Below are 23,376 nucleotides of genomic sequence, written 5' to 3' on the forward strand. Positions count from 1 at the left end.
TTTAGTTTTATACTGATATTTTTACTACCCACCCAAATTTTATATTAAATTTAGTCTTCATCTGCCGCCCAATTAGTTTGAATTGCTATAATAAAAATAATTGCTTCCCACTTGTACATTATACCAATTCTGCCAATGAGAAATTTTTATAGTGGCATCTTTATAGTTTTTTAATAAATCCTTTTTTGTTTTAACATCTCTTATAATATATATTGAAGGAGGAGGCGTTAAATCACAAACATTATTACTCACACTGCTGCAAGATAAAAAAAATAAATTAATCAATAAACTAATTAAAAGAACTATAAAAATCTTTCTTAATTGTATCAACAATATATTTAGTTTCATTATCCAAAACCTCATTAGTCATTTTATTAATAAGCATTGTACTGTTTGAAAAACTTTTTATTACATCAATTTGTTTTTCTTTAAATATTAAATCTTTATATAAAAAAGAATTACTGTTATTAAGATAATCTATTTCTATTTTTAAGTCATCTATCTTTTTATTTTTACTTTGCAAACTTAAATTTAAAAATAAAATATAAGAGCAAACAATTAATACAAATAAAATTATATAAGTATTTTTATTTGTGAGAATCTTTATTATTGCTATCACCTTTAATATTCCTTATTATCAAACTCAAATCAACCCCATACATCACAGAAGAACATCCAAGCATAAATATTATTATAGATATACTTGCTTCTTTGCTTGGTATTGTCTTATTAAAATAAACAACATAACAATATATTATTATACCGATTGTAAAAGTAATAAATTTTGTAATAAGGCTTAATTTTTTTCCTATGCCTTTTGAAGAAAATATTTCATCTATTTTTTTATTTAAACTTTTATTATTCATTACTATCACCCTAACTTATTTGCAAAAAACACTATGCTACCTATAATTGTGCTAAGTGCAACTATTACAGCACCAAGTCCTATGATTATATTTTTTATTTTTACTATGCTCTTTGTTGTAATACTATCTTGTAATGCAGATTTTATTTCTTTAATGTCAATTTTAGTTGAAGAGATTTCTTTTTCTATAAAACTTCTTGTATTTTGATGCTCTTTTAATATGTATTCTAATTCTCCTAATTTAAATTTTATATTATTAACATCTTTATGTATGTCTTTTAAGTTTTCTTTATTTTCACTCATGTCTTTGTTAAAACATTCAAGCATATTAATAATACCATTTCCATTTGGAGTACCATTATTATTTATACCCACTATTGTCTCTATTTGAGTTAATCTGTTTTCAAAATTATTTTTTTTATTATAGCTTTTATTATAATTAAATATTTTTTTGTCCAAATTATTAATCATAAAATACCTTAAATATCTTTTTATAGATTTTCTATTTTTTTATATCTTTTAATTCTATCTTCCAAACCATTGTATCCGCCGTTAATCTTTTTAGTTACCTTTCTTATATCATCAACACCTAAAAGACCTCTATTTATCCAATAACAGCAGGCAACATTAACAGCAATATTTCTCTCTAAAAGCCAATCAGGATTATTAACCAAATCAATATTAAGAAGTTTTCCATAATGTATATAATTGCTTTTTCCTGTAAGCTGTATTATTCCTCTTCCTCTATATTTATATCCCTCATCAAAATTATTGCCAAGCCTTCCTCCATATACTCTATTTGCAAGAGCTTCATCTCCTCTATATAAAATATTCTTTGCCTCTTCAAGAGTATTAAAATATTTTGGAAAGACTTTTATTAAAACTTCTGGTCTATATTTAAAACTCTCCTCAAGTCTTTTATAATTTAAACTCTCATGACTAGTTTGAGCCAAAAACATTTTTATATCTTTTTCTTTAGTAATGTTATAGGCAAGTAAATATTTTTTTAATATACTCTCCCAAGATAAATCTATATTAAGTGCAACTAAATATTTTTTTATGTCAATCATATATTAATACCTCATAATATTTTTTTGTACTGAGTTTTTATTTTAGCTCTAGTATCTTGTAAACTATTTAATACACTAATTTGACTTTCATTTAGCAAGCCTTTTTCTGCTAAACTATTAAGCACATCGTCTAAAAGCTCCGCTCTCATACCATCTATATTATTAATATATTGACTTTGCCTCTGATTGACTATATAAGCGTTATACTCTTCTTTAGTGATCAAACTATCGTTGTATTTCTCTTCAATAGACTTTTCTGTAATATACTTTTTATAGTTCTTTTCTACTATCTTTTTATTTTTATCTAACTCTTCTAAACCCTTCTCAATTAAAATAATATAATCATCTTCATAATTTTTATTTAATTCTCTTATAATTCCATTATCAATTATTTCATTATCTTTAAGAACAATAATTTTTTCTTTTAATTGCTGCTCTAAACTCTTTACTGTACCATCTTTATTATAAGCTCTTATATCCGTCTGACTTAAATCATTACTATTATGCTCTTTTATAGCTTCATTAGGCTTTAACTTAAAATCATCAATACTCTGTCCTTCAACAAAATAACATCTATAAGTATCTTTATTATATATAGCAAATATCATTTTAAACTCCTTCTATTATATCGCTCACTTTTTGACCGTTAATAGATAATAGTTTATATATTCTTTTTTGGTAGTTGTCTACTACTAAGTCGTTTGTATATTCTTTTATTTGTTTATTTGTGTTCATATTTATATAGAAATATCCTCCACCAGTTAAACTTCGACCATCAATATAATATTCATAGTTTTCTTGAAGTGAAAATACACCTGAAGCGCCAATAAAGGCTGCCACAGGTGAATATGGATTTTTAGAGGAAATAGCTCCTGATAAATTAGGCATACCATAAGGCTGTAATCCATTAATACGAGCAACACCTGACTTTGAACCTTCTGTCCTAAAAAATGCGCTTTTATCATTAAATATTATTTGCCAAGTAGTAGCAACGTTGTACATCTTCTTAAACCAAACAGATGGCTCTTCGTTATTGTTAAAATTACCATTTACATCTGGGTATTGTACATAATACGGAGCTATCATATATCTTAAAGCTAAGCTCTCTCCAAGTTCCTGAACATTTTCTACTGGTTTTAAAGCTTTATTTAAAATAAAATTTTTATCTGGAGTTAAATTAAAAGTTATTTTTTCACCTGCGCTTATAATATCATCATCTTCATATTGTAAAAATAATAAATATACATCCATATCATCTTTATTTGCTTTGCTTATAGTATATTTTATTAATTTGCCACTACTTGAAATTATACCTGTAGTATCTGAAAATTCAGTTTTTATGTTAAAATAATTTTCTACAATAGGATTATAAAAAATTATCTGAGCACCAGCACCTTCTTTTAAAGTATATGACCCTGATAATTTAACAGTATTATTATCTTGTACAAACTCTAAAATATAATTATCTATTATTGTTTGGCTTCCCATAAATGCTTCACTTAATCCAAATAAATATTTATCTTGATTTCTTAATTCTCTATTCTTTAATCTCAAAAAAATGTTAGACTCTAAAGGTACATTAATTATTTGAAGCAATATATTTGAAGAATTAAATACAAATTTGATTTTAGTATTTATATTTATTTCAATCTCTTCTAAATCATATAATTCATTAAAATTAAAAAACTGGTTTATAATAGAATAGTTTTTATAAATATTACTATCGCCATCTATAGATTTTATTATTAAATTAATATCGTTTTTATTTGTGTTTTCAATATTGCAGCTTAAAATATAACTTCCATCTTCTTGCTTTGTAATAGCTGCTATATAATTATTTGTACCGTCGTTAAGTAATAACTCAATATTTTCTGGTATATTATATTTAAATCTTGGAAAATCATATTCTTCTGTTTTATAAACTAAATTGGTTTTAGAATTATCATACAAAATATTGTTCGCTAAATTTGAACTTCCAGTTGGAATTTTATTTTCTATATCTTTTTTTAATTTTTCTATGGCAAGCTGAAGATTATTTGTATTATCTCCGAAAGAAGTGTTACTATCATCATAAAATATATTAGAAGCTTTTGACAATATTTCTATTTTTTTATCTCTTAGTAAATTATTCCATACAGGATTCTCTGCATAGTCCAAAACCAAATAAAAAATTCCATTCTTTATTATTATTTGATTTTTGTAAATACGTTTAATACCATCAAACCAATTTATTATTTCAATTAGAGGCTTAACAAAATCGTAAATATCATTTTCTTCTCTATAAACAAAATTTTCACTCACTGCAAAAAACTTATTTTTATATTCTAAAATATCCCCTGCATTATAATTAATCCCAATTTCTAAACTCTTGAAAGGTGTAAGTATAGAGCAATTAGATTCTAAATAATAATCAGAATCATCACTTAAAAAATCTTTATTTACCTTATACAAATAGCCATTGTGTTTTATAATATCATTTATTTTATAATTAGTTTTATTATAATAATTTTTTATAGGATAATCTGTATCAAGACTATTAATCTTTTTTGCTATATAATCAAACATCCAAGAGCTTAATGTTGTATTATAGGCTGTAATAGAATATTCAAATTTTTTATTTAAATGATTTATTGATAAAAAAATTATACTCTTAAAGTTAATATCATTTTTTATTAGGTATATTTTATTTTCTTCTACCTCTTCCAATTCTCTGATACAATTAATTTCATCTAATAAAACAGGATAAACTCTAACACCATCTAAAATAAACTCCATTTCCTCTAAAGCACCATTTATACCGTATCCTATATCAACACAAAATAATTTCTCACCTTCAAAAACTTTTATCTGACTGTTATCCTTACTTAGTTGCAATGAATTATTTATTTTTTCTAAATTAAAACTATTCTCGCTTATCTTGTATTGAAAAGGAGCTTGTAAATTATTTTCATTAAGAAACATATATATTTACTCCAAATTTTTTATTATGATTGTTTATTATTTACAGATTTGTTTCAAAACATATTGAAAAGAATTAATATAAAAAGCTAGTTCTTTGTGAATCATAGCCAAAATGCAAATATGACAACATATAATTGTTAAGTTGTATATTGAAAATTTTTAAGTTTGTAAAAATCAAATTTTTAATTTTAATTATTTGCAGGGCTTCGCCCCACACCCCAGTTCTTTTGCAGCCGCAAAGAACCAAAAAGGCTACATTTTTTATCTTCATGTTTTTTTAATATTAATCTATAACATTTGAACTTTTCATGAATCCTATACTACAAGGTTATAAACTTTTATAGAAACCTTTATTTGCTGCGTACCAAAAAATATAATGTAGCTCTTATACTATTATTGCCGTTATTTTTTAAAGCCAACACTGGTTTCTTATCTTCCAAAATAGGAAAGCTCATTAAATTTGGAAGCCCGCTAAAATTGCCTATTATGTTTTTTTGAAACTCGCCTCCAAAATATTTATAGCTTGCATAACTTCCAAAATAGCCTATCAAAGGGGCACTATCAGAAATATCACTAAAAAGTCCAAATGAAGATAAGCTTATAAGGGCATTAGTATCACCTTCTATTACTCCGCATACTTGTAAATACTCTAAATCTTCCCTCCAATTCAATACCCAATTTTGATTGCCTTCTCCTGTTTTTGTTATAACTTCTTTTAATACAAAAGTAGAATTATTTTTAATGCTTTCTATTTTGTTGTTTATATCTTCAATATATGAAGGCACTCCAATAGTTCTTTCAAACATATCATTAAGAACGGAACTTGTTATTGAAGTTGTTATATATCTTCCGCTTGCTATTCTAAATTTTTTGCCTGCATAGATTGAACTTAAAAAATAAGTACCTCTTAAACCTTCTTTGTTAAACCAAAAAACTTCATTTTCTTTGGGCATATATTTGTCATTTCCTATGTCTCCAATTATAGGATTTAAATCTGTTATTTTTTTATTTGTGCTTGGGTCTATTACTTGAAGTATGGAATCATTCAAAAAAGAAAGTGAAGTAGTTAAAAGGCCTGTGCTTACTGCAACATAATCAGCATTTTTAAATGGGCTTAAAAGAGGTATATCGAAATCTAAATTATGAACCTCTTGTAATGCATTCTCATCTGTAAATGGATTATAGGTGTTTGCAAGCCCGAAATAATTTAATATAGTTCCTGATGACATAAAATTTCCTTAAGATAAATTTTTTAAAATAATAGAATAATAGATATATTATTTATATACTTGCACTTTTTGGTTCTTTGACGAAGTCCGCACCGCGAAGGCGGGAAAAAGAACAACAAAAAAATTGACAAACTTAAAATTTTTACTATATATTGAGATTAAATTTGGTATTTTTATAGTTTATGAATTAGCTCTCAGAATAGGTTAAAAGAGTCTCCAACTTCTTCCTTCGCTCTTCTTGGTCATATAAATAATTAGTGCGTTTTACATTCATCTTTGATAATTCCGCATCAACTGTTAAATGATTATTTTCAAACTTATAATTAATGCTCCTCACATTCATCTCTACAGTCTTAGAACCACAGTCAAAAAAACATATAAACTTCTCATAAAGTATATTGCTTCTCTCTGATGTTATTATAATATTTCTTTTGTCATATCCAGAAACATCAAATAAAGCAAAACCATTTTTGCAATACTTTCTTTGCGTATGCTCTCCGTCTTCAACCTGAAACAATGCACTAACATTACTTTCTTTATCTTCTAAACCATCAGAAAAAAATATAGCTATCTTCGTAATATTATAAACATGATTACATACATCTTTATAATATTTATCTATATCAGAAAGTTTCACACTATTTTGTTGTTTGTAGTTTGGATATTTTCTTGTTTCTATTGCACTATCAATATCTATTATATCGCTTGAATAAACTTCATTTAAATGGCTTTCTATAATTGTAAATTCATTGAAATCTATTATTTTATAAAAATTGTTTGTGGGCTTTAATATGCACTCTACGCATTCATTTATATTAATATCTGTTAGGTTGTAATTTATGTTTTTTAGCTGAACGCTCTCTTTTTTCTCCTGATTAGTTAAAAACTGATAAGCATATTTATATGCAAGGTCATAATTTTCAAGCTTATAATTAAGTTCAAAAATATCTGTTTTTATGCCTATCTCTTTTTCTAATGGTATTGCAGGATATAGTTTATCTGCACCAACTATCTTTGGAAGAGCTCTATAAACTTCTTTAATTTCCCCATTTTCATCTGTAATGCTGTCTTTCATTTTTATTATATATCTGCTTACCAAATCTGAAGAATCCTCTGTATATTCACTCTCTGAAAAATGATTATTATGCCAATTAATTTTTTTAGTTGGAATGTTAGAAAACTCTTTAAAATAAAATGTATTATTAATATCAACACCCCAAGAGTAGCTTTTTGATATATTCTCTTCTACTTCATCGAGTATATCAGAAACATTCTTACCGCTAAAAGACATTGTTATTTGTTTATCGTTATTTAAATCAATGTTCTTCTCATCAAAAATTATTCCCATCTCTTCTATTTTTTCTCTAAGAGATAAAACTGTATCAAGAACACCTTTAGTAGATTCTAAAATTAAATCTCCTTGTATGTACTGATGAAGAAGCCTTCCCCATATAGGAATAACTGTAACATTTAAGCCAGAATTATCTATGCTTTCAATATAGCCTACAAATTTTTTATTGCCATTTAAAAAATATTCTACTTTATCGTTTATATTTATATTGTCTAATGTAATATTAAAACTTATTTTGCCAGAGCTTCCGCCTCTTTTATTTAAATTAAACTCATAGGTTTTGTAAAAGTTTTCTGTATATATTGTTTCTCTTTCTGTATAATATTTATTATTATAGTAGGGAATTATTTTTATATAGCTTCCTGTCTCTTCAAATTTTTTATATTCACTTGGAGGAAGTTTATATATACCGCTTAAAAAATGATAAGGCATAATCATATTAAAACACCCCTTCTATATCTTATATAGGCATTTGTGCAAGTTTGATTGGTGCCTAAATAAAATATATTATCTCCAACATTAAGCTCTGGTCTTATGCCTTTATAATCATATATAACGCCATTTATTTTTAAAGTTTCTCCATCAAAATTAACTATGCATCTTTCAGTGTTTATGTCATTTATGTTTGCCTCTATTCCAAAGTTTTGCTTGTTTGCAAATAAGAAATAAAGCTCATTTCCTATTATATTATCAAACTCTAAACTAAATGATACTGCAGTAGGAACTAAACTCAAAGATTTATAATATATATCTTGCTTACTTTCATTTGTAATGTTTAATTTATAAGTGTCTTCTTTTTGCCTTAAAAAAGTTTTATCTAAAGATTCAAGAGAAATATTTATAACGCCTAAATTGTTTATATATTTTACAGTATATCCCCCAACAGAAGTCATTATATATTCTGCCTCATAAATCTCATTTTCAAACTCTATTCTTATAAAATATCTATTTGAGTTATTTGAAAGAATCATAGTGGTGTATTTTGTATATTGAGATTCTATTTTTACCCATTTTCCTAAATTATTTTTATATTCGAAAATAGGTATTGCAAAATCAAGTTTTCTTCCTGATGATATGATTCCTATACCAGATTTTATTGATGTATATTTATTACCTTCTATTGTTTTTAAATCTACTTTTATATCTGATAATTTTATCTGAGAACTCAAATCTATTAAATCCAAAATCTCTTCATTATGCCCATTTCTAACAATTAACTTAAAATTATATGACATATTCTCTCCAGATATGTTATTTTTTATATAATCTATGTAAAAAATATAAGTGATTATAAGAAATGTTAATAAACTGTTAATAAGTGCATAATAATTATCAACTTGCTAACTAAATTTTAAAATAAATTTTTTATAAATTTTATTTTTGAATTTATGAAATTCATATAATTTGAGGTTTGTTTATATAAAATAACTTATCAACATCTTATAAAATAATTTTTTTATTTTCTTCTTATATATAAAAGTTATCAACATATTAACGTTATAATAATAACAATAAATTTTTAAAATTTAAAAATATATTATATTAATATATACAAGAGAATATAATAGTTTAAAAATTGAATTCAAATATAATAAATTATCTAATGAATTCAATAATTAAATATGTTGATAAGTTGTTTATAATGTTGATAAGTTTAAATAAATATTATGAATTTTTAAGTAAAATTTATATAGTAAATTTATAATATAAATTCATATTATAAATTCATTTTTTGAATTCAAAATTAGATTTTTTAAAATTTGTATGTTATAATAAAAACATGGGAAAAACTCTTTATACAAATAAAAAAATAAAGTTATTAATATCTAACATTATCTATGATATACAAAACTATAATTTCACAATATCCAAATATGTAGAAAACATAGATAAAACTGATGAAATAAATGAAGATAAAGATTCAATTATAAGACAATCTTTTCTCATAAATATAACAATGAAAGCACTTAATGATTTTAATGATATAACTTTGGGTAATTTATCATTAAATAAAAATATAGACAATATAAATATTCTTATGAATAATGTAATAGATAATTGCTATAATTTATTTATTTCAAAAAGGGTAAAAATAAAATTAGGAGAAGAAATAAACAATAATTTTAATGTATTGATAGATAAGAATAAGATATCTAATTCTATATATTACGTATTTTTATTTATTTATAATTCAATAAAATCTAATGGTTTTATCGATGTATCATATAATTTTGTTAATTATGATGATGAAAGATTTTTATTTTTTAATGAAAATAATAATCTATTAAATTTTAGTAAGGATAATATTCTTATAAGTATTAGTTTTGATTCTAATAATATACCTGAAGATATAAAAAGAAAACTTTTCAAAACACCATTAATAAGTTATAATGGCAGATACTTTAATAATATATTTTTATATACAGCTTACTATATGATTAATAAGCATTCTGGAAATATTTGGTTTGATAGTATAGGAAGTAAAAGAAGGATAAATATTATATTTCCTATAAAAAGTGGTTTATGAATTACGTATTTAATTATTTGCTTTTAATATTTTACTTATTATCTTTTGTAATAGGTTTTTCTACTATATTTTATTCTATTATTTATTATGTAATAGAGAGAGTTTTATGGCTTAAATATTATATAATATTTTTATTTACATTCAGCATATTAATTTTTATAAGGACTATAAGACTAATAACACTTTTAACTCTACCATCTTTTACTTCTAACAATATTTTTAATATGCTTTATTTCTTTATATTAACTTTGGCTATGGCATTAATGCTTTATTTTATACCTGCATTTTTATACAGGTTTTTAAAAATAAAATGGAGTTTGAAAACTAATATATCATATTTAATTTTATCTGTGTTTTATTTTGTATTAAGTATTGTAGGAATACTCACATCATTTAATATATATATTTTATCAAGTATGATATTTTATATATCTATATTTTACTTACTTATAAAAGGTTTTTTAAATTATAAAAATATAGAAGATAAAACAATTAAATTTATAGTGAAAGTTTTAGGTATAATAACTATACTAATTTATCCAGTTCTTATATATCAGCTAATTATTTATAGAAAAGATTTTATGAATACAAATTCTATAGATGTAACTTTAATGTTATTTTATACATGGTGGAATTTAGTGATGTTAGGATATTTATTATGGTATTTTATAAGTATGATAAAATCTAATAATATGAGGATATCTAATAGTTTATACAATAATAATAATGATGGGGAAAAAGATAATAATATTAAGTTGGAAGAAAAATCTGATTATAATGATTTTAATTTAACTAAAAGAGAGAAGCAAATATTGTCTTATTTATTATCTGGTAAAACGAATAAAGAAATATCCTTAATTTTTGATATATCATTAAATACTGTTAATAATCATGTAGCAAATATATATTATAAATCTGGTGTAAAAAATAGAGTTGAACTTGTAAATAAATTTTCTAAGTATTAATTAATTTTTAATAAAAAATAGCAAGTATTGTATAATACTTGCTATTTATAATTTTTAATTAATTAATTTTATTCATCTATAGGCATAGCATCTATAATAGAATTAGCCAAAGAATTTAATACTTCTTTTCTTAGAGCACCATCTTTCATGTACATTTCTAATCTTTTTTTAGCCTCAGCAACTTTTTCTTCTCTAATATCTGGAGATTGTTTAACTATGTCTATTAATTTTTTATTTTGCAAAGCTATTTTAGATTCATTAGATATTTCAATTTTATCTGAACCTAATTGAGATGGACCATCTGAATATTTTACTTTAGAATTAAATTGTATATTTTGTGTGCCGCCTATTTTATCAATTGTCATAATCTGACTCCTTACATAGTATATTTTCGGCATTAGCTTTGCATACTTTAGATTTTCTATTATCAATAATGATGCAAAATTCTCCTTTATCAAGTATACTATTATTGCTAAAAAAAGCAAGCATATTAGAAGCTTTGTCTCTTATGATTTGTTCAAATTTTTTAGTAAGCTCTCTTCCGATAACAATGTAAGTATTTTCTCCAAATATGTTAACAATATCTTCTATGCATGCTTTTATTCTATGCACAGATTCATATAATACTATGATATTTTTTTCGTTTATATATAATTCTTTTAATTGATTTTTTCTTTTACCAGATTTATTAGAGAGAAAACCTACAAATAAAGTATTGCCGGAGACACCAGAAGCAGATAGCAAAGTAGTAAAAGCAGATATACCTCCAACGGGAATAATTTTAATATTATTTTCTATAGCCTTAGTAATTATGCTCACACCTGGGTCGCTTATACAGGGAGTGCCTGCATCGCTTACAATAGCAACAGAATTTCCATTTAAAATATTGTTTATATATTCATTAATTTTTTTTTCTGTTGAGTGGCTATGATATGAGTATATAGGTTTTTTAATGTTGTATGCATTTAGAAGTTTAAGAGTTACTCTTGTATCTTCTGCGAGAATGAAGTCAACATTATTTAATATTTTCAAAGCTCTTATAGTAATATCTTCTATATTTCCTATAGGTGTAGCCACCACATATATAGCGGATTGTTCTATGTTTATGTTATCGTTTAAGTTAATATTTTCCATATTTTTATTTTAATTTATAAAATATAATTTGCAATAGTTTAAATGTTTCACATGAAACATTTTCAATATATTTGTAAAAAAGCTATTTAAATATATAAACAAACTATTACTAAAAAAATAAAAATTCTAATAAATTAAACATAAAAGCAAAAACAAAATGTTTCATGTGAAACATTTAAATTCAGCTGCTAATTTTTAAAATGTTTTAACCGAAATTTATGCATGCGAGGATGATAATATGACAGAGCAGAAATTTTATTATAAATCTAATACTTTAAAAGAATTTAATTGCCAAAATGATGATGAAAAACTAATAGATATATTAAGCAGTAAAGGTTATAATATCTACTCAATTAAACAGAAAACTAATCAGCTTATACCATATCATGAACACCCTTCCGAAGAAATGGTAATAGTTTTAAGCGGTAAAATTAGGTATGTTGTAGAGGAAGAAATAGTAGACCTTGAAGAAGGTGATGTTATTAAAGTGAAACCTCATTCTATACATTCTATGATTAGTATAGCAGAAGAAATTTATTCTAACCTATTATTAATATTTCTTTAATTATTAATTAATAGTTCATCTGTATTGTCTGCTATATTTTCTGTATAATCTCCATTGCAGATCTTATTAAAATCACAAAACTCGCAGTGTGTGCCTATCCTTTTATCAAATGCCCTATCATATCTTATATCGTTTATTATCTCGTCAAACCATTCGCCTATATATTTTATTGATTCCTTTGTAAAATCTATTGTATCAAATTTGTCTTCATCAAAATGGTAATATGAACCATTTGTTACATTGAAATTTAATGAGTCTAATATAAAAGCATAAAGTTTAAGCTGAAGAGTTTTTCTTTCTCTCTCTGTATTATCTTCGCCTAAATCATAATACTTATTTGTTTTATAATCCACTATCTGTAAGGAACCATCAGCAGATAAATCTATCCTATCTATACGTCCAAATAATATATAATCTCTTATCTTTGTTTCTTTATAGCTTTCTATTTGATAAGGTACTTTTTGTCCAAAAGAATTAAAGAAATTTGAAAGCATATATAACCCTTTCTCCCCAAGCTCCTTTTCTTCTTCTCTGCTATTAAAAAAAGACCTTATGCCGCTTCTCTTCCAAACCTCTCTAAATATATTGTGCAAACTCTCTAAATTTCTCTCTTCTGCACGTAGTTGATAAAATTCTTTGCAAGCTAAATGTATAGCATTACCAAAAATAAAATATACATTTACGCCTCTTTTATATTTTTTAAAAGGCTTCTCTATATAAGTGTATCTATACTTTCTCGGACAAAGTAAATATGTGGACATACTATACTCGCTAAATCTTTGAAGTTTTTTTGATTCCATATTTTATTTATTATTATTTGTATATTTATTTAATAGTTCAACTATATCAGTATCAGAGGTTAAATCAATAGCCTTATCATCATTTACATTTTCTAAATTTGCATTAGCATCATTTTTTAATAATATCTCTACTGCCTTATAGCTTTGTGAAGCAGCAGCAAAATGCAAAGCAGTCCATCCATCATAATCTTGTGCATTAATATTAGCACCATATTTTAATAAAGTATTTATTGCAGATATTTGATTATTCATAGATGCCCACATTAAAGGTGTTGTTCCTGTATCATCTTCTATATCTACAAGATTATTTATTTTCTTTGCAGAATAAGATTGCATTATTATATCTATTATATCTGAATATCCTTTCGATGCTGCTATATGTATTGCCATAGCAGAATCTATACTGTCTCTTGCCTCAAGATTAGCACCATAATTTAAAAGCGTTTCAACGATTTCACCGTATCCATAATAACAAGCAAGAAGAAGAGGAGTATCTCCATCTGCATACCATTTTTCATTATCATTAGTTATTATAGTATCTTTTGGAAGTTTAACTTCTATATCTATTTTTTTATTTTCTAATAATTCCTTTACTACTATTATGTTGTTATATTCAACAGCTCTATGTAACAAGCTCCAACCATACTCGTCCTTTATATTAACATCAGCTCCAAGTTTTATTATATTTACAGCAATATCTGTTTTACCGTCTTTTAAGGCATTAAATAATCCTTGGTTATTAGAATCATATTTTAGATTATTATTTTGAGCATAAATATTAGAAATTAATAAAATTTTAAATAATAATATAATTAATGCTATTTTTCTCATCAAGCCAGCCCCAAAGTTATGTTAATTATATTATAATACATTTTAACACAATTATCAATATATCACATAAAATATATCTTGAAATAATTTTACTATTTTTATAAAGCAGTTATATTTATAATATATAAGACTATGATTAGACTAAAACGATATAGTATAAATTTACAGTATATTAATTTTTATACGGCTTGTATTTATCTAATAACTTTTTTATAGAATCGTATTTAAAACCTTTTCTCATTAAGGTCCTTATAATATAATCATTTCTTTTATCTTTATTTTCATAGATTTTATAATATTTTCTAATAGCATTTTTTAATGATCTTACTTCATTTTTTTCTGTTATTAAATGAGAAACTCTCTCTATTGTTTTGTTTTTTAATTTAGCTTTTTTAAGAGCATCAAGAATATATCTTTTGCTTTTGCCTTTTAATTTTAGGCTATTAACAGTGATTTTAGCAAATCTTTTATCGTCTATAAGTTCATATTCTTTGCAATAAGCTATAGCATAATTAATAAATCTTTTTTTATGACCTTTTTTAAGCAGCTTATCTCTAAGCATACCCTCACTTAAAAAACCTCTTCTTAAAGCATTAACAGCAGATTTTTTAGCAGCAGCCTCATAAGCTCTCATTCTTATATGCGGTATTTCATCATATTCTAATTCCATACCTTCATAAATATCAAGTTCATAAGTTCCGTTTTTTGGTATTGTAAAATATTCGCCGCCGGATACTTTTATGTAGATTTTATCATTTTTTAATTTCATTTTAAGAATAGTCATAAATATAATATATATCAAAAATATCAGTTTTTCAATATTATAGTTTATATAACCGCACGGTAAACTAAACAAAAAATTAAAATAATCTTAGATTGCAGTTTTAATTATATTGTCAAATTTGTTTAACGTGCGTGAAATAAACAAAAAATTTAATAAAAGCTTGGGAGGGAGCTAACATTTCTAATTAAGCAAAAAAATAAATAAAGATTAATTTTTAAAATACAAACATCAAATTTAAAAGGGCGGGGAATTTAAGTAAATTTTAAAATTTAAATTACATACCCCACCCTTTAAATCTCTTTATTTCATCTCTTATTTTTGTTTAATTTTTCTTTTTTGTTTTTAAAAGTAATTCTTGCCCCCACCCTGGGATTTTTTAAATTTTTTGATTATACACCGCACGGTAAACTAAATAAAAAATATAAAATAATTTTTAATTACAGTTTTTATCATTTTTCTAAATCTATACACCGTGCGTTAAAAATTAATCTTAATTTTGACAAACTTAAAAATTTAAGTATAATCTACGCATTAATATAAAAATCATAAGGAGTCAATTTATATGTGGGTTTATACACTCATAAATATAATAGTTTTATTGTTAATAATATTTCTATTATATTTTATGGAAAAGAAACATTTAAATTTTACAGTTAGAGTATTAAGTGCATTGATATTAGGTTTACTATTAGGTTTTGTATTAAGAAATATATATGCACAAAATACAGATGTTATAACTAACACAATGATTTGGTATAATGTTGTTGGAAGCGGTTATGTAAGATTATTACAAATGTTAGTCATGCCTTTAATATTTATTTCTATCACTATGGCATTATTAAATATAAAAGGTGATTCTAATATAGCAAAGATGACTATGATAATAATAGCAATTTTAATGATAACAACAGCTATATCTGCTTTAGTTGGAATACTAATTTCTAAAGGATTTGGTTTAGATGCTTCAAAGATACAAGCTATAGTAGGGGATTATTCTCAAGGGGCGTTAAATTATGAAAACCGATTAGAGGCATTTAATTCTAAACCTGTACCTCAGCAATTACTTGAGATTATACCTACAAACCCATTTAGTGCTTTGGCAGGCGGCGGGGGCTCACCTACTTTATCTGTTGTATTTTTCTCTGCTTTTGTTGGAATGGCTGCTTTGGGTATTAAAAAGAAAAAACCTGAAATTTTTGATTTCTTTAGAAAGATAATGTTTTCTTTACATGAAATAGTAATGAGAATAGTTAGCATGGTAATGAAATTGACTCCTTATGGTGTATTAGCTTTAATGGCTAAGTTTATGGCTACTAGTGATTTAAAAGCCTTTGCACAATTAGGTCAATTCTTATTAGCTTCATATATAGCAATATTTATTATGCTTATAGTTCATAGTATTATACTTATGATATTTGGATATAACCCTGTTAAATACTATTCCAAAGCATTGCCTACATTAGCTTTTGCTTTTTCATCAAGAACTAGTGCTGGTACTTTGCCTATGACAGTAGATACTTTAAAAAACAAGATGGGTATATCTGAAGGAGTTTCTAACCTATCTGCTTCACTTGCTGTTACCATAGGACAAAATGGATGTGCTGGAATATATCCTGCTATGGTTGTTGCTATGATAGCACCTACTTTAGGAATAAATGTTTTTGAGCCTGTATTTTTAATAAAGGTTGTAATAATAATAGCTATAGGAAGTTTTGGAATAGCTGGAGTTGGAGGCGGTGCTACTAATGCTGCCCTTATTACACTTTCTGCTTTAAATTTCCCTGTTGAATTAGTTGCTATACTTTTAGGAATAGAACCATTAATTGATATGGGCAGAACTTTACTTAATGTTAATGACGGAATGATTACAGCTGCTGCTACTGGTAAGATTTGTAAAGAAGTGGATATGAGTAAGTTTAATTCAAGTATTGCAGCCAATACTGAAAATTCTTAAAGCGTAAAAAGTACAAAATAATATTAAAAAGCCCTCCTGATAAAAATGTCAGAAGGGTTTTTTATAATAAAAAAATTTATTTAAAAATTTACTTTATTAATTTTTTCATATATCTAAAGAAGTCTTCTTTTTCTTTTGGTGAAATCATACAAGTATTTAAAAACACTTCCATAATTTCTTGATTAACACTAGCCATAGCTGCCTTAACAGCCAAAGCTTGATTAAGTATATCTCCGCAATATTCTCCTTTAATGAGCATTTTTTTCATGCCGTTTATCTGACCTTCTATTCTATTTAATCTAATTATAAGTTTTTTTCTTTTTTCTACAATTTCTTCTCTGCTAAACTTAGAAACTTTAGTATCATCGCCGCAATACTTATTCCAAGCCTTAAGCCCGCCTTCAAGCACATACAAATTATTAAATCCTACGGTTTTCATATATGAAGCAGCATCAATTCCCAATTTCCCAACAGAACAATAAATTAAATAATTAATATTTTTATCAAGTTTTTCTATTTCTCTTTTAAATACCCTCGGTCTTAAAAAATCTACTAATAAAGAATTTTCTATCATTCCTTCATAATTATGCTCTAATTCAGTTCTCACATCCAAAATTATAAAATTATCTAATTCTTCCATTTTTTTTTCAAATTCTGAAGGTGTTAATACGGTAACTCCATTATCTAATGTCATATAAAATCCTTGAAGTTTTAAATAATATTTATCTATATTATATAACAAAAATAAGTTTTTACAAAATATTTTAAATTATTTTTATTTAAATAATGAACTGATTATTTAATTTATAAAATATCAAAATTATATTATTATATTTATTATTCATAGAAATTTATTTTATTGCTTGCAAAACGATGGATTTAATTATATTATTAAGCGATAATATTTTAAATTTTTTTATTAGGTTATGATATATTAGGAGATATTATGACGCATTTAGAGTTGAGAGAAAAGTTCAAAGAGTTTTTTAAAAGTAAAAAACATGCTATAGAAAAATCATCATCATTAATACCAATAGATGACCCAAGTTTATTATTTACAACAGCAGGTATGCTTCAATTTAAGCCTTACTATGCTGGAATAAAAAAAGCACCATATTCAAGAGTTGCAACTATACAGAAATGTTTTAGATTATCAGATTTAGAGAATATTGGTAAAACAGCAAGACACCATACATTTTTTGAGATGTTTGGTAATTTTTGTTTTATGGGGGATTATTTTAAAAAAGAGGCTATTGAGTTTGCTTGGGAGTTTTCTACACAGGTGATAAAGCTTCCTGTTGAGAGAATATATGTATCTATTTATGAGAAAGATGATGATGCATTTAAGATTTGGAATGAGCATATAGGAATACCAAAAGAGAAAATTGTGAGGCTTGGAAAGAAGGATAACTTTTGGGGACCTGCGGGAGATTCTGGAGCTTGCGGACCTTGCAGTGAACTTTATATTGACATGGGTGAGGAGAAAGGATGCGGTAAGCCTGACTGTTTTGTGGGTTGTGATTGTGAGAGGTATTTAGAGTTTTGGAATTTAGTATTTAATGAGTTTTTCCAGGACGTTGATGGCAATTTGACACCGCTTAAAAATGTTGGTATAGATACAGGAATGGGGCTTGAGAGACTTTGCTATATTATGCAGGGAGTTGAGAGCAATTATCAGACTGATGTAATGAAGCCTATAGTTGATGCTATTTTGAATAAGCTTAATGTTAAATATGAAGGAAATATTAAAACAAAGATAAATTTATTGGCTGACCATTTAAGGGCTTTGGTGTTTGTTTTGGCTGAAGGATGTAAACCGTCTAATGAGGGAAGAGGATATGTATTAAGAAGGCTTTTAAGAAGAGCTTTAAAAACTGCTAATGATTTAGGTCATAAAGGAGCTTTTTTAAACGAGCTTACTTCTGCTGTAATTAATGTTTATAAAGATATATATGATTATCTTCCAAAAGAAGAAGAGAATATTAAAAAGATATTGAAAGATGAAGAAAATAAATTCTTAAGTACAATATCTGCCGGCATGAATAAGCTTTACAGTGTAATGGAAGAAAACAAAGAAAGCAAAGTAATATCTGGTAAAGATGCTTTTATGCTTTTTGACACTTATGGACTTCCTTTTGACATTACAGAAGAAGAAGCCTCTGACCATGGTTTTACAGTTGATAAGAAAGGCTTTGAAGATGCAATGGAAGAACAGAAAAAGAGAAGCAGGGGAACAGGAGAAGATAAAAAATCTAAATTTGGTTTTGTTGATAATTATGAAACAAAATATGTTGGAGAAGATAGAGATAGTTTAATTAATGGAGTAAAATCAAAGATAGTAGCTCTATATGAGAATGGAGAGAAAAAAGAAAGTACATCATCTTCTAATGTAGCTGTAATTACAGAGTCATCACCTTTTTATGGAGAGATGGGAGGACAAGTTGGAGATAATGGTTTTATAGAAATTTCAAGCGGAGAAAAGTTAAAAGTATTAGATACGCAAAAAAAAGAAAACACAATTATACATATAGTTGATTGTGCTAACAAGACTTTAAAAGTTGGAGAAGAGATAAAACTTTTAGTTAATTTCGATAGAAGAAGTGCTATAAGAAAAAACCATACAGCCACACATATACTTCAAAAGGTTTTAGAGCTAACACTTGGTAATCATATTAATCAGGCAGGAAGTTTTGTTTGTGAAGATTATTTGAGATTTGACTTTACTCACCCAGATTCTATTAATGAAGAAACTCTAATAAACATAGAAAATCAAGTTAATGAAATAGTATTTAAATCAATGCCTGCAGTAATAAAATATATGCCGAAAGAAGAGGCTATAGCTTCCGGAGCTAAGGCATTGTTTGGAGAGAAATATCCAGATACTGTAAGAATACTTGATATTGGCGAAGGATTTTCTGTTGAGCTTTGCGGCGGTAGTCATTTGACAAATACATCTGAAGTTGGTTATTTTCATATAGTAAGTGAAGGTTCTGTTGCAAGCGGTGTGAGAAGAATAGAAGCTATTACAGGGCTCAATGCTGCTAAAGAAGCTACAAATTTATTTAATAAAGTAAAAAGTTTAAGCCATATACTTAATGCAAACAAAATAGACGAGCTTACAATTAGAGCAGAAAATTTACAAACAGAAATAAAAAAATTACAAAAAGAAAATAAACAATTAAAGAGTTCCGGCTCATCTTCTAAAGCGTTTATTGATAATTGTGAAGATTTAAATGGAATTAAGTTTTATAATTTGGAGTTTGATGAAGATATAAAAGATATAAGGCTTTATGCTGATACTATAAAAGAGAGAGTTAAAGATTCTATAGCCTTTATGATAAGTAAAACAAATAATTCTATAATAGTTCAAGTTACAGGAAAAGCTTTAAAAGAAAAAAACATATTGGCTAATTCTTTAATTAAAGATATAATAGCAGCTGCAGGCGGCAGAGGCGGAGGAAAAGATAGTTTTGCTCAAGGCTCTATAGAAAATATCGAAAAAGCAAAAGAGGCTATTAATAAAATAAAGAGTAGTTTATAAATGAAAAAAGTTTTAAGTATTATCATTATAATATTATTTTCTGTATCTTGTTCTCAGAAAGATTTAACTTTAAGAAGGCTCGATGATGTTAATAGAGCATCAAAGAAATTGCAAAATAATAAAGATGATGAGAAAGTTTTATTAGAAGTGCTTAATGCTGCACAAAATGGCGGAAGGGAAGTGAGAGCTGAAGCTATATGGGTGCTTGGAAATATTGAGGCTGAAATAGCTTATAGTGATTTTTTGAAGTCTAGTGTTGAGGACCCTGATTTTAATGTTCGCTGTTTATCCATACATGGACTTGGAAAATTAGACGCTAAAACTCCTGAGGCGATAGATAGTATAAAAAGAGCTATATCTGATACTGATTTGCAGGTACAAATAGAGGCTTTGAAAGTTGCCGGTAATTTAAAAGCTCCTGAACTTTTAAACTCTATACTTGGAAGTTTATCAAGTAAAAATAAATGGGTTAGAATGGCTGCTATTGAAGCTTTGAAAGATTATGAAGATAAAAGAGTTGACCGTTCTCTTAATTTGTTATCTTCTACAGATAATGATTATGCTGTGAAATCTACTATAGAACAGGTTTTAAAATATAGAAATGAAAAAGGAATGTAAAAATAATATATGTTTGTTAATAAAAAAATAATTTATTCATTAATAACTTTCTCTTTTATAAGTATTTTTATTTTCTCATGCAGAAGTATGGGAAATTCTGTTGTAGTAGTAGATGATATAATATCAACAAATAGAATAGTTGCAATTGCTTCTTTTACTTTCCCAAAAAGTATGACTAATGTAAATATAGATAGATTAAAGTATTTAAATACAGAGATATATACAGATGTTGTATTAAAAAGCTTTATAAGTAATTTTAATTCTCAAAGCGAGTTAATAAAACTTGTAACTTTAGAAGAGGCCTTAGGTACTTTGGCTTTTTCTAAACTTCCAAATCATTATATATTAGGTTCTGATTATGTGGCTGCTACTGGAACTATAGCTACAAATAAATTAGATGATGATACTATATCTTTACTTAGAGATAAAAATATATCAGGAGTGATGTATGCTGATTCTGAAATGTCTTTTTGGGCACAGAGTATTGATATAAACTTTAATATGTATGACTTAAATGGCAATAATTTATGGCTTGATACTTTAGAGGGATATTCTTATTATATCATAGGAGATACTGGTTCTCCTACTAAGCAGATGAACTATCAAATAGTAATAGCGGATGTTGTAAAGTTGCAGCAGAAGCATGCTGATGAATTATATATTATAATAGATGAAGCAGTATCTAATGGAGTATACACTTTAAAAAATAAAGTGCCGTATGCTTTTAGCACTAATGATATTTTGTTTACTCAAAAGACATTTAGTTTAACTAATGAAGAATATGCAAAAAAGGCAGGTATTAAATAATGGCAGAGAGACAAAAAATAGAATTAAGTTTTAGTGATATTGATGAGTTTAGATTTAAAAGACCTTTAAAAGGTTATATTACAAAACTTGATAATGATAGATATGTTATTAGTAATGATGATTTAGCTATTAGGGGTACTGGTAAAACTCCTAAAGAGGCTGCCGAGATGATTAAAGAACAGTTTATTAATTTGGCAAATGATGTTATGTATAAATCTAAATATGCTCCTTTAAGCGAGAGAGAGAGAAAAAAAGTAAGTATTATACAATCTATATGTGATATTATTTAATATTATATATAGATTTTTTATTATCAAAAAACTTCTATTAACTTTTTAGGAATTAAATATGCTATTAACTAATGAATTAAAAAATAAAACATTAAAAGAATTTGAAGGAAAAAAAATAGCTGTGCTTCATGGAGGCATAAGCGATGAGAGGGAAGTTTCTCTTAGAAGCGGGAAGAATGTTTTTGAAGCTTTAACTTCTTACAAGGAATTAAAAGATAATACAATATTGATAGATGTAAAAGACCATTATGAATTAGTAGAAACTTTAAAAAAAGAAAAAGTTGAATATTGTTATAATATATTGCATGGTACTTTTGGAGAAGACGGTACTATTCAAGGTCTTTTGGATTGTCTTAATATTAAATACACTGGAGAAAACACTTTGGTTAGCTCTCTTTGTATGAATAAGGTTTATACAAAGAGAATATGGCTTTCTTCTAATGTTTCTACTGTTGATTTTCAGCTTCTTGAAGATGCTATAAAAAACAATAATATGTCTTTTAATTTCCCTATAATATTGAAACCTATTTCAAGCGGTTCGAGTGTAGGGGTTTCTTTAATTAAAACTAAAGAAGAATTTGATAATATTGTTAAAGATATAAAAGATACTCATAATTATTTTTTAGAGCCTTACATTAAAGGCAAAGAAGTAACAGTTGGTCTTGTACGCGATAATGATGATATATATGTGTTTCCTATACTTGGCATTAATCCAAAAAATGAAATATATGATTATGATGCTAAATATACTCCTGGAAAAACAGAGATGGAGATACCTGCAAAATTAGATAAACAAATAGAAAAAAAATTAATAGAAAATTGTAAAAAGGCTTATGATGTTTTAGGCTGTGAGGGTCTTTGCAGAATAGATGCTATAATTTCTGATGATGGTTTTATTAATTTGATGGAAGTAAATACTCAAGGCGGAATGACAAATACTTCTGATATACCAGCTATGGCAAGAAATGTTAATATGCCTTTTGAAGATGTTGTTTTATATATTTTATCTTTGATTTTAAAAAATTAGTATATCTGCTATGTTATATAGTGCTGTTTCAATAACATAGCAGATATATTGTTAGTT

Annotated in this window: 25 protein-coding genes; 9 read left to right on the forward strand and 16 right to left on the reverse strand. The window is 25.8% G+C overall.

Annotated features, from left to right (window positions below):
• Positions 1-72: 72 nt before the first annotated feature.
• From R4I97_RS03375 to R4I97_RS03420, 10 genes are all read right to left on the reverse strand, one after another.
• Entirely contained in the window at positions 73-252 is a 180-nt protein-coding gene (locus R4I97_RS03375) for a hypothetical protein (RefSeq protein ID WP_335783687.1), read from the reverse strand.
• 37 nt (positions 253-289) lie between these two features.
• Entirely contained in the window at positions 290-523 is a 234-nt protein-coding gene (locus tag R4I97_RS03380) for a hypothetical protein (RefSeq protein WP_335783688.1), read from the reverse strand.
• A 64-nt stretch (positions 524-587) separates the two neighbouring features.
• Complete coding sequence (locus R4I97_RS03385; RefSeq protein ID WP_335783689.1) at positions 588-866, reverse strand: hypothetical protein; 279 nt, start codon at positions 864-866, stop codon at positions 588-590.
• A gap of 5 nt (positions 867-871) precedes the next feature.
• Entirely contained in the window at positions 872-1,336 is a 465-nt protein-coding gene (locus R4I97_RS03390) for a hypothetical protein (protein ID WP_335783690.1), read from the reverse strand.
• A gap of 20 nt (positions 1,337-1,356) precedes the next feature.
• A complete protein-coding gene (locus tag R4I97_RS03395) occupies positions 1,357-1,935 on the reverse strand; it encodes a glycoside hydrolase family 19 protein (protein WP_335783691.1) in 579 nt (192 codons plus the stop codon).
• 11 nt (positions 1,936-1,946) lie between these two features.
• Complete coding sequence (locus R4I97_RS03400) at positions 1,947-2,543, reverse strand: phage tail protein (protein ID WP_335783692.1); 597 nt, start codon at positions 2,541-2,543, stop codon at positions 1,947-1,949.
• A 1-nt stretch (position 2,544) separates the two neighbouring features.
• Positions 2,545-4,896, reverse strand: a complete 2,352-nt coding sequence (locus R4I97_RS03405) for a phage tail protein (RefSeq protein ID WP_335783693.1) — start codon at positions 4,894-4,896, stop codon at positions 2,545-2,547.
• Positions 4,897-5,246: 350 nt separating this feature from the next.
• A complete protein-coding gene (locus R4I97_RS03410; RefSeq protein WP_335783694.1) occupies positions 5,247-6,125 on the reverse strand; it encodes a phage tail protein in 879 nt (292 codons plus the stop codon).
• A gap of 187 nt (positions 6,126-6,312) precedes the next feature.
• On the reverse strand, positions 6,313-7,914 hold the full coding sequence (locus R4I97_RS03415) for a hypothetical protein (RefSeq protein WP_335783695.1): 1,602 nt from the start codon (positions 7,912-7,914) through the stop codon (positions 6,313-6,315).
• The gene (locus tag R4I97_RS03420; RefSeq protein ID WP_335783696.1) at positions 7,911-8,711 is read right to left on the reverse strand and encodes a hypothetical protein; all 801 of its coding nucleotides are present in this window, start codon (positions 8,709-8,711) and stop codon (positions 7,911-7,913) included. Before R4I97_RS03420 ends, R4I97_RS03415 begins: the two co-directional genes overlap by 4 nt.
• Positions 8,712-9,256: 545 nt before the next feature.
• Between R4I97_RS03420 and R4I97_RS03425 the strand changes: the two genes are divergently transcribed.
• Entirely contained in the window at positions 9,257-10,003 is a 747-nt protein-coding gene (locus R4I97_RS03425) for a histidine kinase (protein ID WP_335783697.1), read from the forward strand.
• Positions 10,000-10,968 (forward strand): helix-turn-helix domain-containing protein, encoded by a 969-nt coding sequence (locus R4I97_RS03430; protein WP_335783698.1) that lies wholly within the window; start codon positions 10,000-10,002, stop codon positions 10,966-10,968. The genes R4I97_RS03425 and R4I97_RS03430 overlap by 4 nt, the downstream gene beginning before the upstream one ends.
• A gap of 68 nt (positions 10,969-11,036) precedes the next feature.
• On the opposite strand, the gene R4I97_RS03435 is transcribed toward R4I97_RS03430, so the two are convergent.
• Together R4I97_RS03435 and rsmI are read right to left on the reverse strand one after the other, a co-directional pair.
• A complete protein-coding gene (locus R4I97_RS03435) occupies positions 11,037-11,333 on the reverse strand; it encodes a flagellar biosynthesis anti-sigma factor FlgM (RefSeq protein ID WP_335783699.1) in 297 nt (98 codons plus the stop codon).
• Positions 11,323-12,102 (reverse strand): 16S rRNA (cytidine(1402)-2'-O)-methyltransferase, encoded by a 780-nt coding sequence (gene rsmI, locus R4I97_RS03440; protein ID WP_335783700.1) that lies wholly within the window; start codon positions 12,100-12,102, stop codon positions 11,323-11,325. The genes R4I97_RS03435 and rsmI overlap by 11 nt, the downstream gene beginning before the upstream one ends.
• 238 nt (positions 12,103-12,340) lie before the next feature.
• Between rsmI and R4I97_RS03445 the strand changes: the two genes are divergently transcribed.
• Positions 12,341-12,667: a cupin domain-containing protein gene (locus R4I97_RS03445; protein ID WP_335783701.1), complete on the forward strand. Its 327-nt coding sequence runs from the start codon at positions 12,341-12,343 to the stop codon at positions 12,665-12,667.
• Here the strand turns inward: R4I97_RS03445 and R4I97_RS03450 are convergent.
• From R4I97_RS03450 to R4I97_RS03460, 3 genes are all read right to left on the reverse strand, one after another.
• Positions 12,664-13,467, reverse strand: a complete 804-nt coding sequence (locus R4I97_RS03450; protein WP_335783702.1) for a PD-(D/E)XK nuclease family protein — start codon at positions 13,465-13,467, stop codon at positions 12,664-12,666. The genes R4I97_RS03445 and R4I97_RS03450 overlap by 4 nt on opposite strands.
• A 3-nt stretch (positions 13,468-13,470) precedes the next feature.
• Positions 13,471-14,298, reverse strand: coding sequence for an ankyrin repeat domain-containing protein (locus R4I97_RS03455; protein WP_335783703.1), 828 nt, complete (start codon positions 14,296-14,298; stop codon positions 13,471-13,473).
• A gap of 172 nt (positions 14,299-14,470) precedes the next feature.
• Positions 14,471-15,067: a regulatory protein RecX gene (locus tag R4I97_RS03460; protein WP_335784057.1), complete on the reverse strand. Its 597-nt coding sequence runs from the start codon at positions 15,065-15,067 to the stop codon at positions 14,471-14,473.
• Between the two features lie 577 nt (positions 15,068-15,644).
• Here R4I97_RS03460 and R4I97_RS03465 point away from each other — a divergent pair.
• Positions 15,645-17,036 carry an L-cystine transporter gene (locus tag R4I97_RS03465; protein ID WP_335783704.1) on the forward strand — a complete coding sequence of 464 codons (1,392 nt, stop codon included), beginning with the start codon at positions 15,645-15,647 and terminating at the stop codon, positions 17,034-17,036.
• 88 nt (positions 17,037-17,124) lie between these two features.
• On the opposite strand, the gene R4I97_RS03470 is transcribed toward R4I97_RS03465, so the two are convergent.
• A complete protein-coding gene (locus tag R4I97_RS03470; RefSeq protein WP_335783705.1) occupies positions 17,125-17,730 on the reverse strand; it encodes a metal-sensing transcriptional repressor in 606 nt (201 codons plus the stop codon).
• A gap of 252 nt (positions 17,731-17,982) precedes the next feature.
• On the opposite strand from R4I97_RS03470, the gene alaS reads away from it, so the two are divergent.
• Genes alaS through R4I97_RS03495 form a run of 5 tightly spaced genes read left to right on the forward strand, consistent with a single transcriptional unit; the run spans position 17,983 to position 23,319 of the window.
• Entirely contained in the window at positions 17,983-20,577 is a 2,595-nt protein-coding gene (gene alaS, locus R4I97_RS03475; RefSeq protein WP_335783706.1) for an alanine--tRNA ligase, read from the forward strand.
• Entirely contained in the window at positions 20,578-21,195 is a 618-nt protein-coding gene (locus R4I97_RS03480; RefSeq protein WP_335783707.1) for a HEAT repeat domain-containing protein, read from the forward strand.
• Between the two features lie 9 nt (positions 21,196-21,204).
• Positions 21,205-22,002, forward strand: coding sequence for a hypothetical protein (locus tag R4I97_RS03485; RefSeq protein ID WP_335783708.1), 798 nt, complete (start codon positions 21,205-21,207; stop codon positions 22,000-22,002).
• On the forward strand, positions 22,002-22,292 hold the full coding sequence (locus R4I97_RS03490; RefSeq protein ID WP_335763276.1) for a hypothetical protein: 291 nt from the start codon (positions 22,002-22,004) through the stop codon (positions 22,290-22,292). The genes R4I97_RS03485 and R4I97_RS03490 overlap by 1 nt, the downstream gene beginning before the upstream one ends.
• 58 nt (positions 22,293-22,350) lie before the next feature.
• Positions 22,351-23,319: a D-alanine--D-alanine ligase gene (locus tag R4I97_RS03495; protein ID WP_335783709.1), complete on the forward strand. Its 969-nt coding sequence runs from the start codon at positions 22,351-22,353 to the stop codon at positions 23,317-23,319.
• Positions 23,320-23,376: the final 57 nt, after the last annotated feature.

This window comes from Brachyspira pilosicoli, assembly GCF_036997485.1.
In the GTDB taxonomy this organism is placed as follows: domain Bacteria; phylum Spirochaetota; class Brachyspiria; order Brachyspirales; family Brachyspiraceae; genus Brachyspira; species Brachyspira pilosicoli_C.

What these genes read in the sequence shown, in the direction of transcription:
- R4I97_RS03410 (WP_335783694.1), bottom strand. Translation starts at nt 6,125, where the DNA reads ATGTCATCAGGAACTATATTAAATTATTTCGGGCTTGCAAACACCTAT.
- R4I97_RS03460 (WP_335784057.1), bottom strand. Translation starts at nt 15,067, where the DNA reads ATGAAATTAAAAAATGATAAAATCTACATAAAAGTATCCGGCGGCGAA.
- R4I97_RS03495 (WP_335783709.1), top strand. Translation starts at nt 22,351, where the DNA reads ATGCTATTAACTAATGAATTAAAAAATAAAACATTAAAAGAATTTGAA.
- R4I97_RS03385 (WP_335783689.1), bottom strand. Translation starts at nt 866, where the DNA reads ATGAATAATAAAAGTTTAAATAAAAAAATAGATGAAATATTTTCTTCA.
- R4I97_RS03470 (WP_335783705.1), bottom strand. Translation starts at nt 17,730, where the DNA reads ATGACATTAGATAATGGAGTTACCGTATTAACACCTTCAGAATTTGAA.
- R4I97_RS03405 (WP_335783693.1), bottom strand. Translation starts at nt 4,896, where the DNA reads ATGTTTCTTAATGAAAATAATTTACAAGCTCCTTTTCAATACAAGATA.
- R4I97_RS03395 (WP_335783691.1), bottom strand. Translation starts at nt 1,935, where the DNA reads ATGATTGACATAAAAAAATATTTAGTTGCACTTAATATAGATTTATCT.
- R4I97_RS03390 (WP_335783690.1), bottom strand. Translation starts at nt 1,336, where the DNA reads ATGATTAATAATTTGGACAAAAAAATATTTAATTATAATAAAAGCTAT.
- R4I97_RS03480 (WP_335783707.1), top strand. Translation starts at nt 20,578, where the DNA reads ATGAAAAAAGTTTTAAGTATTATCATTATAATATTATTTTCTGTATCT.
- rsmI (WP_335783700.1), bottom strand. Translation starts at nt 12,102, where the DNA reads ATGGAAAATATTAACTTAAACGATAACATAAACATAGAACAATCCGCT.
- R4I97_RS03485 (WP_335783708.1), top strand. Translation starts at nt 21,205, where the DNA reads ATGTTTGTTAATAAAAAAATAATTTATTCATTAATAACTTTCTCTTTT.
- R4I97_RS03445 (WP_335783701.1), top strand. Translation starts at nt 12,341, where the DNA reads ATGACAGAGCAGAAATTTTATTATAAATCTAATACTTTAAAAGAATTT.
- R4I97_RS03465 (WP_335783704.1), top strand. Translation starts at nt 15,645, where the DNA reads ATGTGGGTTTATACACTCATAAATATAATAGTTTTATTGTTAATAATA.
- R4I97_RS03415 (WP_335783695.1), bottom strand. Translation starts at nt 7,914, where the DNA reads ATGATTATGCCTTATCATTTTTTAAGCGGTATATATAAACTTCCTCCA.
- R4I97_RS03430 (WP_335783698.1), top strand. Translation starts at nt 10,000, where the DNA reads ATGAATTACGTATTTAATTATTTGCTTTTAATATTTTACTTATTATCT.
- R4I97_RS03455 (WP_335783703.1), bottom strand. Translation starts at nt 14,298, where the DNA reads ATGAGAAAAATAGCATTAATTATATTATTATTTAAAATTTTATTAATT.
- alaS (WP_335783706.1), top strand. Translation starts at nt 17,983, where the DNA reads ATGACGCATTTAGAGTTGAGAGAAAAGTTCAAAGAGTTTTTTAAAAGT.
- R4I97_RS03450 (WP_335783702.1), bottom strand. Translation starts at nt 13,467, where the DNA reads ATGGAATCAAAAAAACTTCAAAGATTTAGCGAGTATAGTATGTCCACA.
- R4I97_RS03400 (WP_335783692.1), bottom strand. Translation starts at nt 2,543, where the DNA reads ATGATATTTGCTATATATAATAAAGATACTTATAGATGTTATTTTGTT.
- R4I97_RS03425 (WP_335783697.1), top strand. Translation starts at nt 9,257, where the DNA reads ATGGGAAAAACTCTTTATACAAATAAAAAAATAAAGTTATTAATATCT.
- R4I97_RS03420 (WP_335783696.1), bottom strand. Translation starts at nt 8,711, where the DNA reads ATGTCATATAATTTTAAGTTAATTGTTAGAAATGGGCATAATGAAGAG.
- R4I97_RS03490 (WP_335763276.1), top strand. Translation starts at nt 22,002, where the DNA reads ATGGCAGAGAGACAAAAAATAGAATTAAGTTTTAGTGATATTGATGAG.
- R4I97_RS03435 (WP_335783699.1), bottom strand. Translation starts at nt 11,333, where the DNA reads ATGACAATTGATAAAATAGGCGGCACACAAAATATACAATTTAATTCT.